This window comes from Bacteroides sp. L10-4, assembly GCF_013373675.1.
Lineage (GTDB): Bacteria > Bacteroidota > Bacteroidia > Bacteroidales > Bacteroidaceae > Bacteroides > Bacteroides muris.
Genome location: NZ_JABXJH010000016.1, coordinates 43,151 through 59,915, shown reverse-complemented (window position 1 = coordinate 59,915; position 16,765 = coordinate 43,151). Strand labels below are relative to the sequence as shown.

Here is a 16,765-nt window from a genome sequence, read left to right as displayed (position 1 = left end):
CCGCTTTATGATGGGTAAAATGAATATAAAGTGATTTCTTTCTGATAATAAGTATCTTACTGTGATGAAATAAAAAAGCCGTTTCCCAGAATAGACAAGGAGGAAACGGCTTTTTTGTTGTAGTGTGCTTACTGTTATTCGGCCACTTTTGCTGTGTCTGGGACGTTCTCGGCTTTCTGCAAAGTATCCGTTATCACAGTGTCGTTAGACAAGGTTGTTGTCTTGCTCGGCTGTTCTACCGGAGCCTTGGCTTGAGCCAAGAACGATCCGCCACAAACAAACATAAACAGGGCTGCTACTAATACTAATTTTTTCATAATTCATTTGCTTTAGGTTGATAATATATTGTTGTTAAGTCTAAGTGCCTGCTTGGTGTAGCGCTTGGTGCTTACGCTTAATACAGGTCAAATGATGTGCCAAAAGAAGTGCGGTTCGGTTAAGTTGTTGAAATATAACTGTATATGAATTCGAGGCACAGTATGACACAGTGTGGAAAAATGTGGAATATGTGGAGGGAGATGTGGAATTATTCCACACTTCTCAGTCCGACAAGTGATAAAGTTTCAGTTTGTTGTACAGTGTTTTGCGGTCGATTCCCAACAGTTGTGCCGCACGGCTCTTGTTGTTTCCCGTCTGCCGCAGCGCCTCGATAATCTGATGCTTCTCTGCCTCCTCGTTGCGGAGAGGAATACCGATGATGGCCGGTGCTGGTTCTTTCAGTTCGCTTAGTTCATTAATTGTAATGAATTTGCCTTGCGCCAGCAGTGTGGCACGGCGTATCATGTTCTTCATCTGGCGCAGGTTGCCCGGCCAAGGATATTCCAATAAGGCGCGTGATGCTTTATCGTCGAAGCCGGTCAGTTGCTTGTCCATTTCGCGGTTGGCCTGGTCCAGAAAGAAATTGGCAAAGAGCAGGATATCTTCGCGGCGGTCTTTGAGTTGCGGCATGCGCAGCGTGAATTCATTGATACGGTGGTATAAATCTTCACGGAACATCCCTTTTCCGATGGCTTGCTCCAGATTTTCGTTGGTGGCGGATACCAGACGCACATCCACGCTTATCTCTTTGTTCGAGCCTACGGGACGTATCTTGCGCTCTTGCAAAGCACGCAGCAACTGTATTTGCACTTCATAGCTCAGGTTTCCTATTTCATCCAGAAAGATGGTACCACCGTTGGCTTCAACGAAAGCGCCCGTCTTGTCGGTCAATGCGCCGGTAAAGGCACCCTTTATGTGGCCGAAGAACTCCGAGGCGGCCAATTCTTTGGGGATAGAACCGCAATCGATGGCTACAAACGGCCGGTCGGCACGCTTGCTGAGTTGATGGATGCGGTGGGCCACGTATTCTTTGCCCGTTCCGCTGGCGCCATTGATGAGTACGGACATGTTGGTAGGTGAAACCAGTTTCACATAATTATAGAGTTGCTTGGCGGTATCGCTCTCTCCTTCTAGATAATCGGAAGGGGGAGGAGTGCTCTCTATCCCTTTGGCGGGAGTGCCTTTTGAAGAACTATGGCCGGCACGCATTTTCTGCGCTTCCTCTATTTTCTTCAATAATTCATCCGGATTTATCGGTTTGGCTATATAATCGCAGGCTCCCAGTTTCATGGATTGGACAGCCGATTGTATATCAGCGTATCCCGTCATGATGATGAGCGGTATTTGCAAGTTGCGTTCGCCCAGCCATTTCAGTAAGTCAATGCCATCCTTGTCGGGCAGACGCAGGTCGGATAATATCAAATCTACGGTTCCCGACTCAATATGTTTTTGAGCACGGGCTATGCTGCTGGCGGAGGTTACTTGGAAACCTTTTTTGCCGAGCCATGTTTTTAGCATCATGCCGTAAGTAATATCATCTTCTACGATTAATATGGATGTCATCGCTTTTGCCTTTTATCTCTTTTATGCAGGCAAAGGTAAGTGCTTTTGTCTGATTTTAGTATATTTGCAAACTTAAATTAAATAAAAAACAAAATGAAAAGAAATCTTATTGTATTATTAACTATACTGGTTTGCGGTCTGACTGCCTGCAAGCCGGGACAAAAGAAAGAAGTAGATATGGAAAAAGAAACGAAGTTGAAGATTGAGACAAGTGCGGGTGATATCATCGTGAAACTGTATAACGAAACCCCGAAACATCGTGATAACTTTATCAAGCTGGTGGAAGACGGCACGTATGAAGGTACGCTGTTCCACCGTGTCATCAAGGACTTTATGATACAGGCAGGTGACCCGGAATCGAAGAAGGCCCCGAAAGGCAAGATGCTTGGTACGGGTGATGTGGGTTATACCGTTCCTGCCGAATTCGTCTATCCGAAGTATTTTCACAAAAAAGGTGCTTTGTCGGCTGCACGTCAGGGTGATGAGGTGAATCCTGAGAAGGCATCGTCCGGTTGTCAGTTCTACATTGTGACCGGAAAGGTGTATGGTGATTCTACTTTGCTGGGTATGGAACAGCAGATGAACCAGATGCGTCTGAACAATGCTTTCAATGCATTGGCACAGAAGCACATGAAAGAAATCTACAAGATGCGCAAGAATAACGATCAGGATGGCTTGATGAACTTGCAGGATTCATTGATTGCGCAGGCCGAGGCTCAGGTTGCCAAGGAACCGGAGTTCAAATTTACTCCCGAGCAAGTAAAGGCCTATACTACTGTGGGCGGTACTCCGCATTTGGACGGTGCGTATACCGTATTCGGTGAAGTGCTGGAAGGTATGGATATCGTTGATAAAATACAGAAGGTCAAGACCGACCGTAACGACCGTCCCGAAGAGGATGTGGTTATTAAAAAAGTGACTGTGATAGATTGATGATGTAATCTGTCATTCCATTTTATGAAGATAAACAAAAAGATATTTGACAACGGTCTGCGGTTGGTGCACAAAGAGGACACCAGCACGCAGATGGTTGCCTTGAATATTGTTTATGACGTGGGTGCTCGTGACGAACATCCCGGGCATACGGGCTTTGCCCATCTGTTCGAGCATCTGATGTTCGGAGGTTCGGTGCATATTCCTGATTATGATGCTCCTTTGCAACTGGCAGGTGGGGAGAATAATGCATGGACCAATAATGATATTACCAATTACTACCTGACGGTTCCGAAATCGAATGTGGAAATCGGTTTTTGGCTGGAGTCCGACCGTATGCTGGAACTGGCATTCAGTGAGCAGAGTCTTGAAGTGCAGCGTGCGGTAGTGATGGAGGAATTCAAACAACGTTGCCTGAACCAACCGTATGGCGATGTGGGGCATCTGCTTCGTCCTTTGGCCTATCAGACGCATCCTTATCGCTGGCCTACTATCGGAAAGGACCTTTCTCATATTGCCAATGCCACGCTGGATGAGGTAAAGGAATTCTTTTTCCGTTTTTATGCACCTAATAATGCGGTTTTGGCCGTTACCGGAAATATTTCGTGGGAAGAAACGGTGAGGCTGACTGAAAAGTGGTTCGCTCCCATTCCCCGTAGAAACGTGCCTGTAAGGCAATTGCCGCAAGAAGTCGCACAGACGGTGGAACGCCGACAAACGGTGGAACGGAATGTTCCTTTGGATGCATTGTTCATGGCTTATCACATGTGTAGCCGTAAGGATGCCGATTATTATGCATTCGATATTTTATCGGATGTTCTGAGCAATGGAAGTTCCAGCCGATTGACCCGCAGGCTGGTGCAGGAGCAAAAGCTCTTTTCCAGTCTCGATGCCTATATCTCCGGTACACGGGATGCCGGACTGCTGCATATCAGTGGAAAACCCTCTGCAGGCGTATCTCTGGAGCAAGCCGAGGCTGCTGTTCGGCAAGAACTGGAAGAGTTGAAATCTGGGCTTGTTGGAGAGCAGGAATTGGAGAAGGTAAAGAATAAGTTTGAATCTACACAGATATTCGGCAACATCAATTATTTGAATGTTGCTACGAACCTTGCCTGGTTTGAGCTGACCGGAGAGGCGGAAGACATAGACCGTGAAGTAGACAATTACCGTGCCGTGACGGCAGAACAGCTTCATAGAGTGGCACAGCAGACGTTCCGTGACGAAAACGGGGTTGTGCTCTATTATCAAAAAGAAAACCTTTAGTATGAGAAATTTATTTGATACGTATAAGCAACACTATAAAGCACTGCTTCTCTTGGGACTGCCCATTGTGGTGGGCCAGTTGGGAGTCATTGTACTTGGTTTTGCCGATACGCTGATGATTGGGCATCACAGCACGGAGGAGCTGGGGGCCGCTTCTTTTGTAAACAATCTGTTTACTCTATGCATTATTTTCAGTACGGGTTTCAGTTACGGGCTGACACCGATTGTAGGAGGCTTTTACGGTAACCGCCGTTTTGCCGAGGCCGGACAGGCGTTGCGGTGCAGTCTGGTGGCCAATGTGCTGGTGGCTTTACTGCTGACTTTCGTCATGACTGTTCTGTATTTCAATGTAGAACGGTTGGGGCAACCTGAAGAATTACTGCCTCTGATTAAGCCTTATTATCTGGTGTTGCTTGCTTCATTGGTTTTTGTCATGTTGTTCAACGGTTTCAAACAGTTTACCGACGGCATCACTGATACCAAGACGGCCATGTGGATTCTGCTTGGAGGAAATGCGCTTAACATCGTAGGAAACTATATTCTAATTAATGGCAAACTGGGTTTCCCGGAACTGGGATTGCTGGGTGCGGGTATCAGTACCTTGTTTTCCCGCATTGTAATGGTGGTGGTCTTTACGCTGATTATGTTCCGCAGTCGTCGGTTTATTCGTTATAGAATCGGTTTCATGCGGTTGGGATGGTCGACCCCGATGTTCAAGAAACTCAATGCGCTGGGCTGGCCCGTCGGCATGCAGATGGGGATGGAGACGGCTTCCTTCAGTCTGAGTGTCATCATGGTAGGCTGGTTGGGAACACTTGCTTTGGCATCGCATCAGATAATGCTTACTATCTCTCAGTTCACCTTTATGATGTATTACGGCATGGGTGCTGCGGTTGCTGTGCGTGTCAGCAACTTCAAGGGGCGGGAAGACGGACAGAATGTGCGTCGCTCGGCATATGCAGGTTTCCACATTGTCCTTTGTATGGAAGTGGTGTTGCTGAGTATCGTCTTTGCACTTCGCGGACAAGTGGGCGGATGGTTTACGGACAATGCGGAGGTTTCTGCCATGGTTGCTTCTCTTTTCTTCCCGTTCTTGATTTACCAGTTCGGTGATGGGTTGCAGATTAACTTTGCCAATGCTTTGCGCGGTATCTCGGACGTGAAGCCAATGATTATTATTGCATTTATATCCTATTTTATGATATCTTTGCCTGTAGGGTACCTTTGTGGCTTCATCTTCGGCTGGGGACTGACGGGAGTCTGGATGGCTTTTCCGTTCGGACTTACCAGTGCGGGGCTGATGCTGTGGTTGAGATTCCGTAAACAGACAAGGAACAGGGCCTGATAAGTATGAATAGTGTCTCCAAAGTAAAGATTGCCGTAGGCTACACTTTGTTGCTGGCTGTATTGTTTTTTTCCTTGTTATTCGTGCGGCGGGAAATGGAGAACCTTATTCTTACCGATGACCACAATGTACAATGGGCGGATAGTGTGCTTGCCTTGATACGAGAGAAAGATGCCAACACGATAAGAATGCTGCGTACGCTGAGTGAGGCGAGTGACAGTGTGGTATCTACTAGCGACATTGAACAGATAATTGCCCGGCAGGATTCGGTAGTGGCCCAGCAGCGTGTGCAGCATCGTATCATTACACATCGGGATACGGTTGTGACGCGTCCTAAGAAGAAGGGGTTTTTCCGTCGTTTGGGTGAAGTGTTTGTCCCCTCCAAGGAAGATACGGCTATCCAAGTAAAAACCTCCCTCGAATTTGCAACGGATACGGTGATAGAACCTTATAATCCGGCCGACTCTTTGCATGAGAAACTGCGGGCTGTGGCCCGGCAGAAGAAAGCTGTAAACACTGTTATACAGCGACGTAAACGCTATCTGCAGCGTTTGGACCATACACTGACAGCCCGCATTGACAGCTTGCTGAAAGATTATGAGACGGAAACATTGCTGCGTGCCCGGGAGGAGGACGAATATCAACAAGCGGTTCGCTACCGTTCGGCAAAGATTATCGGTGGCATTGCCGCAGGGGCGGTGGTGCTTTCCGCTTTTTTTCTTATTATCATTGGTCGCGACATAACCCGCAGCAACCGTTACCGCCGTGAACTTGAAGAGGCCCGCCGTCGCGCCGAAGACCTGCTTGCTGTCCGTGAAAAACTGATGCTTGCCATTACCCATGACTTCAAAGCACCGCTCGGCTCTATCATGGGCTATGCCGATCTGCTTTCCCGGCTGACGGTGGATGAGCGGCAGCGGTTTTACCTGGACAATATGAAAACCTCATCGGAGCATCTGCTGAAGCTGGTCATTGATTTGCTCGATTTCCATCGCCTTGACTTGAACAAGGCCGAAGTCAACCGGGTCACCTTTCATCCTTCCCGTCTGCTCGAAGAGATACACGTCAGTTTTGAACCGCTTACGGCTGCCAAAGGGCTGACGTTTCATTGTGACATAGCCTCCGAACTGGGAGGCACTTATATCTGCGATTCCTTGCGTCTGCGCCAGATTATCAATAACCTGCTGTCCAATGCCGTGAAGTTTACGGACCGGGGTAGTGTTACCATGACGGCCCGTTACGAAGCCCGTCAACTGGTAGTTGCCATTGCTGATACCGGTAAGGGAATGGAGCCTGCCGACCGTGAACGTATCTTTCAGGAGTTCACCCGCTTGCCGGGCGCTCAGGGAAAAGAAGGATTCGGACTCGGACTTTCCATCGTCCGTATGTTGGTACAATTGCTCGAAGGTGCGATTGAAGTGGATAGTGTACCGGGTAAGGGAAGCACTTTTACCATATATATTCCTATTTATCCCATAAGAAGTGAAGGACATGACATTAAGGATAAAGAGCCGGACTGTGCCGACATGCAGAATGGCAATTCTTCATTCCCTATTCCTCATCCTTCACTGAAGAATGTCCTCCTTATTGATGACGACCGTATTCAGCTTACTCTTACTGCCGCCATGCTCCGGCAGAGCGGTATAAATTCTGTTTCCTGCCTGCAATTGGACGAATTGTTGGATGCTTTGCGCACGGAGACTTTTGATGCGCTGCTCACAGATGTACAGATGCCTGCCATTAATGGTTTCGACTTGCTGAAGCTGCTACGTGCCTCAAATATACCGCAAGCACAGTCCATTCCGATTATTGCCGTAACCGCCCGTAGTGACATGAAGCGTGAAGAATTTACTTCGCACGGCTTTGCCGGGTGTCTGCACAAGCCTTTTACGGTGCAGGAACTTCTTTGCGAAACGAATGCCGGAGATGCGGAAGCAACGGCTATTTCGATGTCTACCGGTACGGCAAATGCCATTGCCGCGGCTGCGGTGCCCATTGTGAAGGCTGCTTCTGTGGTGGCAGGTTCGACCTATGACTTCGCTGCGTTGACTTCCTTTGCAGGCGATGATTTTGAAGCTGCACAATCTATTCTGGAGAGTTTTCGATCGGAGATGCGTCTCAATATCCATCGCTTGGAAGAGGCTGTTGCAGCTTGCGATATGGATGGGATGGCCGCTGTCGCTCATAAAATGATTCCCCTCTTCAAACTGTTGGGAGCCGCGGAAGTTGTGGCATTGTTAAGGCAGTTGGAAGCCGCTGCGGGAACGCCTTTTACGGACGAATGGGGGACAAAGGCAGCTTTGGCACTGCGCCTGCTGGAGGAAGTGTATCGGCACATTCCGGCAGGCTGAGGGAGGCATTGCTTTCAGAAGATGTGGGGGTAACGCATCAGGACGGGTTCATACGCTTCCGATTCCGTGATGCCATAGATGAGGCTGTCGTCTTCCGTAACGGCAATGTTGACCACGAAGGGATTTAGGTGCAGCTTGTGGCACAGACGGCCTTCTCAGTCGAATACAAGAATCTCTTCGCTGAAAGCGGTTCTTTTGCCTGGACCCTTGAACTTGTCGGGCGTTTGTCCTCGGGTTATGGCACGCCGTTCGCCATGGCTCTCTCGGGATAGAAGCAGATAGATGTACCGGGATGTCACGGATACTTTGAATCCGGTCAATTGCCAATCCGGAGCTCCTTCCGGTGAGATGCCGTCTTCGCCAGGCTGATAGGTAGGATATTGGTCGAGCATGACTTTGCGGTTGATGACCCGGTTGTCTTCCAGATTGAAGATTTCGGCATAAAGCCCCTCGTCACCGCAGCCATATAGGAAGCGATTGCGGGTGGGATGTTTTTTGAGGCGTGCCGAGGAGTTGTAGATTCACTGCTTGGTCATCATCGGACCGTCGAAACCGTCGGCGGGGAAGAAACCCGCTACGTCTGTCAGCCGACCAGTAGGCAGATGCAATAGCTTGAACCAATCTTGTCTCTTATTATATTTTTTTAAAATGCGACAAATGTTACTCTTTTCGCAACGTATAAGAACTAAATGTCACAAGAAATTGTTTCCTTTGTAGAACTTTTGAATACGATGACTGATTAACGTTCCGATGAAAAGAAAAGGATTTAAAATAGCACTTTGGGCGTTGCTTACTCCTATAACATTATTTATAATACTGATGATATTGCTCTATGTACCTCCCGTACAAAGTTTCATACGGAAGCAAGCTACGGCAATTGCGTCAGATGCTACGGGTATGGATATATCCGTAGAACGGATTGATTTGCGCTTTCCTTTGAATCTGCTGGTTCGTGGTGTACTTGTAGTAGAACCGGCTGACAGCACTGCCGGTGTGCAGCATCCCGATACCTTGTTGAATCTGGAAAGCCTGAATGTACATGTGCAGGCATGGCCTTTGTTTAAAGGAAAAGTGGAGGTAGATGACATTACCTTGAAACAAGTTGCCGTAAACTCCTCCAATCTGGTGGAAGGCATGCGCATCAAAGGGGTACTGGGGCATTTCTTTCTTGAAAGCCATGGCATAGATCTCACTAAGGAAGATGCTATCCTCAATAACATTGAGTTGAGCGATACCCACGTTCAGGTGATGCTTACCGATACGACCGAGACTCCCAAGGATACCACTGAGACGGTGTTGAACTGGAAAGTGACTCTCCATACCCTGAAATTGAAGAATGTATCGGTCGATTTACAGATGCCGTTGGACTCTATGGGACTGAAAGCCCATATAGGGGATGCAGAGATTGCGGATGCCGCCGCCGACCTGAAGCATCAGTTCTATGGCTGGAGGAAATTCCAGCTGACCGGAACTTCCGTCAATTATGATACCGGCGGCCCGGGAAGTGCGATAGGATTCGACCCCTCGCACATAGCTCTTCGTGACATCCGTCTGGGCATTGACTCTGTGATGTACTACGGCAGGGATATGAACGCCGTTATCCGGGAATTTTCCATGTATGAGCGTTCCGGTTTGAGTGTAACTTCTCTGACCGGTCGGTTGTTTGCCGACTCTACCGTTATCCGTATCCCTTCTTTGAAGTTACTGACACCTCATAGTGAAATGAACCTTACGGCACAGACTTACTGGAAACTGATAAATATGCCTACCACCGGCCGTCTGACAGCCCGTTTCAATGCCCGTATCGGCAAACAGGATGTACTGCTTTTTGCCGGTGGCCTGCCGGAAGCTTTCAAGGAAGCCTACCCGTTCCGTCCGTTGACGATTCATGCCGGTACAGAAGGAAACCTGAAGCAGATGCAGATTTCACGTTTTACGGCCGAGCTGCCCGGAGCTTTTTCGCTGAGTGGAGGAGGAGAGTTTTGGAATCTGACCGACAGTGTAAAACGTAGCGGGAGCATGGACTTTGAAATGCACACACAGAACCTGAACTTCCTGACCGGACTTGCCGACATTACTCCCGACGGCTCTGTCATCGTGCCGGACAGCATGCACCTTGCGGCACGTGTCGGTGTGGAGGGGGCGCAGTGCACTGCTACCCTGAAGCTGCAAGAGAAGGAGGGCGACTTGAATCTGGACGCTGCCTATAACCTTGCTACGGAGGCCTACCATGCCGACCTTGCCATCAACAACTTGCAGGTGCATCACTTCCTGCCTAAGGACTCTATCTATGCTCTTACGGCAAAGATGTCCGCTAAGGGACAAGGGGTGGATATGGCATCACGAAAGACTGTGGCTGCTTTGAATGCCTCCTTGGAAAAACTACAGTATGGCCATTGGGACATTTCCGGCGTGGATGTGCGTGCCGGACTCAAGTCATCCGTTGCTACCGTCCGTCTTGCCAGCGATAATGTTCTTCTCAAGATGCAGGGAAATGCGGATATGCGTCTTGACCGCAGCTATCTGGATGGCGCTTTGGATTTGAATGTGAAAGAGGTAAATCTGCATAAGCTGGGGTTGGTGCCCCGACCGTTGAAACACCCGTTTGCCTTTACAATGGGAGTGGAGGCACGCCATGATTCTCTCAAGTTGAGGCTTGATGCCGGTGACTTGAATCTGCGTTTCCGCGCCCACAGCACGTTGAAGAAGTTGATGGAACAGTCGGATAAATTTGTCTCTATCCTGACAAAGCAGATTGATGAACGGTGTCTGGACCATGCCGCTTTGCGCCAAGTCCTTCCTTCAGCGGGCATGCATCTGGAAGCCGGTAATCAGAATCCCGTCAGTTATTTTCTGGCTGCAAAGGGTATTTCCTATAATGATTTCAAACTGAGTTTCGGGTTTACTCCGCAAGTCGGCATCAACGGGCGTACGGCTGTTCACGGATTGCGTATGGACTCCTTGCAGCTTGATACGATATTTTTTACAGTGAAACAGGATACTGCCCGCATGAAGTTGCAAGGCGGTGTCATAAACGGTCCCAAGAACCCGCAGTTTGTGTTCCGCAGTACTCTGACGGGTGAAGTCCGTAATGAAGATGCGGAGCTGACTGTGGATTATGTGGATGGAAAAGGGCAGACCGGTGTGCTATTCGGTATTAATGCCCGTCCGTTGACCGAAGGACATGGTCGCGGTAATGGTGTGCTGCTGAACCTCGTTCCTGCCGAGCCGATTATTGCTTTCCGTAAATTCCATTTTGAGGACAATTGTAACTGGATTTATTTGCATAAGAATATGCGCGTCTATGCCAATATCGACATGGACAGCGACGACGGTTTGTGCTTCCGCATGCAGTCAAACAAGGATGACACCCTTTCTTTGCAGAACATAAATGTGGAACTGAACCGGTTGCGTTTGGACGAACTGACCGATGTGCTTCCTTATATGCCCCGGCTTACGGGATTGTTCTCCGCCGAAGCAAATTATATACAGACCGCCACTTCCTTGCAGGTGTCTGCCGAAGCTAATGTAGAGAAACTGACCTATGAACGTCAGCCTGTGGGCGATATCGGCTTGGGGGCTACCTGGTTACCGGGCGACAAGGATACACACTATCTGAATACCTATTTTACATATGATAATGAAGAGGTGATGACTGCCGACGGTATCCTGAAGCAGAAGAACGGAAAGGATACCCTGGAAGTGTCCACTCGTTTCGAACATTTCCCATTGAAGATGGTCAATGCATTCATCCCTGACCAAATGGTGACTTTTACCGGAGATATTGATGGGGGGCTTTATATTGGCGGTTCGCCGGACAAGCCTCAGATGCATGGTGATATTGCTTTGGACAGCGTGTCGGTCTACGCACGTCAGGCAGGAGCACGTTACTGGTTTGACAACCGTCCGGTACAGGTAAAAGACAACCAGTTGATATTCGATAAGTTTGCCATTTATACCACCAGCAAGAATCCGTTTACGATTGACGGTAAGGTAGATTTCCGGAATATGGAACGTCCTACAGCCAATCTCAATCTGCTGGCCGAAAATTATACCTTGCTGGATGCACCGCGCACCCGCGAGAGCTTGGTTTACGGAAAAGTGTTTGTCGATTTGCGTGCCACGGTGAAGGGGCCGCTTGACGGGCTTGCCATGCGCGGAAACATGAACCTGCTGGGCAATACCAACGTGACGTATGTGTTGACCGACTCTCCTTTGACTGTAGAAGACCGCCTTGACGGACTGGTCACCTTTACCTCGTTTGCCGATACCATGTCGGTGGCGGCAGAAGAGGTGCCGGCCATGTCGCTGGGAGGGTTGGAGATGTACATGTCTGTCCATATAGACGATGCGGTCCGCCTTCGTGCCGACCTGAGTACCGACCGCAGCAAGTATATCGAACTGGAAGGCGGTGGTGACCTGAACATGCAGTATACCCCGCAGGGAGATATGAGCCTTACCGGACGCTACACCCTTTCGGGCGGTGTCATGAAGTATTCGTTGCCCATTATTCCGCTGAAGGAGTTCCAGTTCAATCCCGGCAGCTATGTGGATTGGCGGGGCAATATCATGAATCCTGCTCTGAATCTGAAAGCAACGGAACGTGTACGTTCTTCTGTGTCCGATGGAGATGGGGAAGGTTCGCGAATGGTGAATTTCGATGTTTCCATTTCCATTAAGAACAAGCTTGAATCGCCTGATCTCATCTTCGATATTTCAGCACCCGAAGATGCCGCTGTGGAGAATGAACTGCAAGCCATGGGCGCGGAGGAGCGCAGTAAGCAGGCCATTGCCATGCTTGCCACAGGCATCTATCTGAATAGTGGTGCCAAAGGAGGAGGATTGACGATGGGAGCTGCCTTGAACTCTGTGCTTCAGAGCCAGATAAATTCTTTGGCGGGAGGCATAAAGGGCGCTAATATCAGCGTGGGTGTGGAAGACCGTACCTCTTCTGAAACAGGCGACACGCAGAAAGATTTCAGCTTCCGTTATTCCCAGCGTTTCTTCAACGACCGCGTGCAGATTGTCATCGGTGGTAAGGTATCTACCGGTGCCAATGCCACGAACAATGCGGAGTCGTTCATCGACAATATATCGTTGGAATACCGCCTTGATGCTTCGGGCACCCGTTATGTCCGGGTATTCCATAATAAAAATTATGAAAGCATACTTGATGGCGAGATAACCGAGACGGGTGTCGGCCTTGTATTGCGCCGGAAGATGGACCGGTTGGGTGAACTCTTCATCTTTAAAAAGAAGGGGATAAAGGAGCGGGAAAACGGGTTGAAGAGGGAGTGAGTTGACAAAGCAAAAAGTATTCATCTTCTTTCCCTCCTTGCATCTTCATCAGCTTGAAACTTAATATGAAGCAAATGATATGAAACGATTGATATTGCATGTTGCAGGATTGATTTTTCTGGCGGGTTGCTCTACTACGAAGCACTTGCCCGAAGGAGAAATACTCTATACCGGCCAGAAGCCGATGGTGGTATTGAATCGCAGTGAAACTCCCGTTGGCGAGATTGCTATGGAAGAGGTGGAGGCGGCTCTTGCCACGGCGCCCAATAATTCTTTGTTGGGAAGTTCCAGAATCCGTTATCCCTTTCCTTTCGGACTGTGGATTTACAATGGTTTCCAGAAATACGAGAAAGGGTTGGGCAAGTGGATATTCAATAAGTTTGCCGCCACTCCGGTACTTATGTCCACAGTGAATCCTGATATTCGCCAAAAGGCGGCTGTCAACTTGCTGCGCGATTATGGCTATTTCAATGGAAGCGTCAGCTACAAGACATTTGCAGACCCGAAGGATTCCTTGAAAGCCAAACTGCAGTATACAGTAGATATGCGTAATCCTTATTTTATAGATACGGTATATTATCGTGGTTTTAACCAGCGCACCACCCGCATCATGGAATTGGGGCGTCGACGTTCCCTTATCAGTCCGGGAGAACAATTCAATGTGGCTGATTTGGATGGGGAGCGTACCCGTATCAGCACCTTGCTGCGTAATGTGGGCTGTTATTATTTCCGTCCCGACTACTTGACCTATCAGGCAGATACCATGATGGTTCCTAATGGGCATGTCCAGATGCGCTTGATTCCCGTTCCCGGTATGCCAACGGTAGCCGAGAGGCAGTTCCGTGTGGGGCGTAAATCCGTATATCTTCTTGGAAAACAGGGGCAGGAGCCCAATGACAGCATGGATTATAAAGGCTTGACCATACACTACTATAACAAACCTCCGGTACGTCCCAACATGCTTTACCGTTGGCTGAACTATCAAGGTTATCGGCGGAAACGTCAGATACAGGACAGTGCGGGTATTGCCCGCCAGCGTTCCGTGCAGAGCTTGTATAGTCTGTATCGGCAAACCCGTATTCAGGAACGACTGGCAAGTGTCGGCATCTTCCGTTATGCCGAAATGCAGTATATACCGCGTGATACGGCATTTGTGTCCGATACATTAGATGTGAAAGTCATTGCCGCCCTTGATAAGCCATACGATGCCGAATTGGATTTTAATGTCACCATGAAGAGCAATAACCAGACCGGACCGGGTGCTGCCTTTACCGTGACCAGGAACAATGTCTTCGGTGGCGGCGAAAGCTGGAATGTGAAGCTGAACGCTTCGTATGAATGGCAGACGGGCAAGGAGAGCTCTTCCTTGATGAACAGTTATGAACTGGGCATTTCCTCCTCGCTTGTCTTTCCGCGCGTGGTGTTTCCTCGGATGGGTGACCGTGAATATGATTTTCCTGCCACTACGACATTCCGTTTGTATGCCAATCAGGTGAATCGTGCCAAATATTATAAATTGCTGGCTTTTGGCGGTAACGTCACTTACGACTTCCAACCCAAAGCCACTTCCAGGCACAGTATAACTCCTTTCAGACTGACGTTTAATGTACTGCGCAATCCTACGGCTGCTTTTGATGCGTTGCGTGCCCAGAATCCGGCTCTCTATGTCAGTTTGCGCGACCAGTTTATACCAGCTATGGAGTATACCTATACTTATGACAATGCTTCTGTGCGTCGCAAGCGCAATCCCATTTGGTGGCAGACCACTGTCGTATCGGCCGGTAATCTGACTTCGGCTGTTTACCGCATGTTCGGCAAGCCGTTCGGCGAGGAGGGAAAGAAGCTTTTCGGTGTGCCTTTCGCACAGTTCCTGAAGCTGAATTCGGAATTCAGGTATCATTACCGTATAGACAAGAATCAGATGATAGCCTCGCGCATTGCGGGAGGAGTGATATGGTCGTACGGAAACGCTACGACTGCCCCTTATACAGAACAGTTCTATATCGGTGGTGCCAATAGTGTGCGTGCTTTCTCTGCGCGCAGCATAGGCCCGGGTGGCTATCCTCCCGAGAAGAACAGGAAGTATACCTATATTAACCATGTAGGCGATATCCGCATGGAAGCCAATGTAGAGTATCGCTTCCGTATGATTGCGGATTTGCACGGGGCTGTGTTTCTGGATGCCGGCAATGTATGGCTGATGCGCAAGGACGAAAGTCGCCCGAACGGTGAGTTTACCCTGAAGAACTTCCCGAAACAGATTGCTTTGGGCACGGGATTCGGCTTGCGTTACGATTTGGACTTCCTTGTTTTCCGTCTGGATTTGGGTATCGGACTGCATAATCCGTATGATACCGGAAAGTCGGGATATTACAATATTCCTAAGTTCAAAGACGGACTGGCTGTGCACTTTGCCATCGGTTATCCGTTCTGATTGTTTGTGAAGAAGTTGATTTTTCATAAAATGCGCGTTTTTGTACGGTTGAGGCTAAAGAATGAACTGAAACTTCCTTCTGCCAGTCATAAATTTTTGTACATTTGCAATCGTTATCAAACGTGATACACTAACCTTTTTAAATATAACTGATATGAAACCAACTTTATTCTTATTGGCAGCCGGTATGGGTAGCCGTTACGGTGGCTTGAAACAATTGGACGGACTGGGTCCCAATGGCGAAACTATTATGGATTATTCTATCTACGATGCTATCAATGCCGGTTTCGGCAAGCTCGTTTTTGTTATCCGTAAGGATTTTGAGCAGGATTTCCGTGATAAAATCATTTCTAAATACGAAGGTCATATTCCATGCGAACTGGTGTTCCAGTCTATCGACAACCTTCCCGAAGGCTTCACTTGTCCCGAAGGACGTACCAAACCTTGGGGAACCAATCATGCTGTGATGATGGGTGCCGATGTGATAAAGGAACCGTTTGCCGTTATCAATTGTGATGATTTCTATGGCCGCGACTCTTTTCAGGTAATGGGCAAATTCCTGTCTTCCCTTCCCGAAGGTTCCAAGAATGTGTATTCCATGGTAGGATTCCGCATTGGCAACACGTTGAGTGAAAGCGGTACCGTATCCCGCGGTTTGTGCGGAACGGATGCAAACAATCTGTTGACTTCCGTAGTGGAACGTACCAAGATTCAACGTATGGACGGCGAAGTGAAGTACATCGACGATAACGGCGAATGGACTGCTACTCCCGAGACTACTCCGGTCAGCATGAATTTCTGGGGCTTTACTCCCGATTATTTTGCTTACAGTGCAGAATTTTTCAAGAGTTTCTTGAGCGACCCGAAGAACATGGAGAACCTGAAGAGCGAATTCTTCATCCCGCTGATGGTGGATAAGCTGATTAACGACGGCACTGCTACCTGCGAAGTGCTCGATACGACCAGCAAGTGGTTTGGTGTGACTTATCCTGAAGACCGTCAGAGCGTGGTCGACAAGATTCAGGCTCTGGTGAATGCAGGCGAATATCCTGCAAAGTTGTTCTAAAAGTAAGATAGAAGGATAACCTGATTCGCGATTTGCGTTAATTTATAGGACAGAAGAGCAAAAGGACAAATATGGGGAAGGCGTTTTGCCGGAGCTGTGTTTGTTCTTTTGTTCTTCTGTCTTTTTTGTTTTTGTCTTCCATGCTTCCATTCTTTTGCCAGCTTGTTGGCACAGTTTTGCCTCCTTGTTGGCAA

The 16,765-nt window shown here is 48.6% G+C and carries 10 protein-coding genes; 7 read left to right on the top strand and 3 right to left on the bottom strand.

Annotated elements, in window-relative coordinates; translation table 11 throughout:
- Nucleotides 1-134: 134 nt before the first annotated feature.
- Nucleotides 135-317 carry a hypothetical protein gene (locus tag HU824_RS07325; RefSeq protein ID WP_136009730.1) on the bottom strand — a complete coding sequence of 61 codons (183 nt, stop codon included), beginning with the start codon at nucleotides 315-317 and terminating at the stop codon, nucleotides 135-137.
- Between the two features lie 223 nt (nucleotides 318-540).
- Entirely contained in the window at nucleotides 541-1,881 is a 1,341-nt protein-coding gene (locus tag HU824_RS07320) for a sigma-54 dependent transcriptional regulator (RefSeq protein ID WP_176468510.1), read from the bottom strand.
- 93 nt (nucleotides 1,882-1,974) lie between these two features.
- Between HU824_RS07320 and HU824_RS07315 the strand changes: the two genes are divergently transcribed.
- From HU824_RS07315 to HU824_RS07300, 4 genes are read left to right on the top strand one after another with little or no spacing between them, the layout of a single operon-like run.
- Nucleotides 1,975-2,814, top strand: a complete 840-nt coding sequence (locus HU824_RS07315; RefSeq protein WP_176468509.1) for a peptidylprolyl isomerase — start codon at nucleotides 1,975-1,977, stop codon at nucleotides 2,812-2,814.
- A 24-nt stretch (nucleotides 2,815-2,838) separates the two neighbouring features.
- The gene (locus HU824_RS07310; RefSeq protein WP_136009733.1) at nucleotides 2,839-4,077 is read left to right on the top strand and encodes a pitrilysin family protein; all 1,239 of its coding nucleotides are present in this window, start codon (nucleotides 2,839-2,841) and stop codon (nucleotides 4,075-4,077) included.
- 1 nt (nucleotide 4,078) lies between these two features.
- The gene (locus tag HU824_RS07305) at nucleotides 4,079-5,422 is read left to right on the top strand and encodes an MATE family efflux transporter (protein WP_176468508.1); all 1,344 of its coding nucleotides are present in this window, start codon (nucleotides 4,079-4,081) and stop codon (nucleotides 5,420-5,422) included.
- 5 nt (nucleotides 5,423-5,427) lie between these two features.
- Nucleotides 5,428-7,773, top strand: coding sequence for a hybrid sensor histidine kinase/response regulator (locus HU824_RS07300; protein ID WP_176468507.1), 2,346 nt, complete (start codon nucleotides 5,428-5,430; stop codon nucleotides 7,771-7,773).
- A gap of 155 nt (nucleotides 7,774-7,928) precedes the next feature.
- Here the strand turns inward: HU824_RS07300 and HU824_RS07295 are convergent, their stop codons facing one another.
- Nucleotides 7,929-8,165, bottom strand: coding sequence for a hypothetical protein (locus HU824_RS07295; protein ID WP_176468506.1), 237 nt, complete (start codon nucleotides 8,163-8,165; stop codon nucleotides 7,929-7,931).
- Nucleotides 8,166-8,523: 358 nt separating this feature from the next.
- On the opposite strand from HU824_RS07295, the gene HU824_RS07290 reads away from it, so the two are divergent.
- From HU824_RS07290 to HU824_RS07280, 3 genes are all read left to right on the top strand, one after another.
- Nucleotides 8,524-13,071, top strand: a complete 4,548-nt coding sequence (locus HU824_RS07290) for a translocation/assembly module TamB domain-containing protein (protein WP_176468505.1) — start codon at nucleotides 8,524-8,526, stop codon at nucleotides 13,069-13,071.
- 79 nt (nucleotides 13,072-13,150) lie between these two features.
- The gene (locus tag HU824_RS07285; protein ID WP_136009739.1) at nucleotides 13,151-15,505 is read left to right on the top strand and encodes a BamA/TamA family outer membrane protein; all 2,355 of its coding nucleotides are present in this window, start codon (nucleotides 13,151-13,153) and stop codon (nucleotides 15,503-15,505) included.
- Between the two features lie 154 nt (nucleotides 15,506-15,659).
- The gene (locus tag HU824_RS07280) at nucleotides 15,660-16,571 is read left to right on the top strand and encodes a nucleotidyltransferase (protein ID WP_176468504.1); all 912 of its coding nucleotides are present in this window, start codon (nucleotides 15,660-15,662) and stop codon (nucleotides 16,569-16,571) included.
- Nucleotides 16,572-16,765 lie beyond the last annotated feature (194 nt).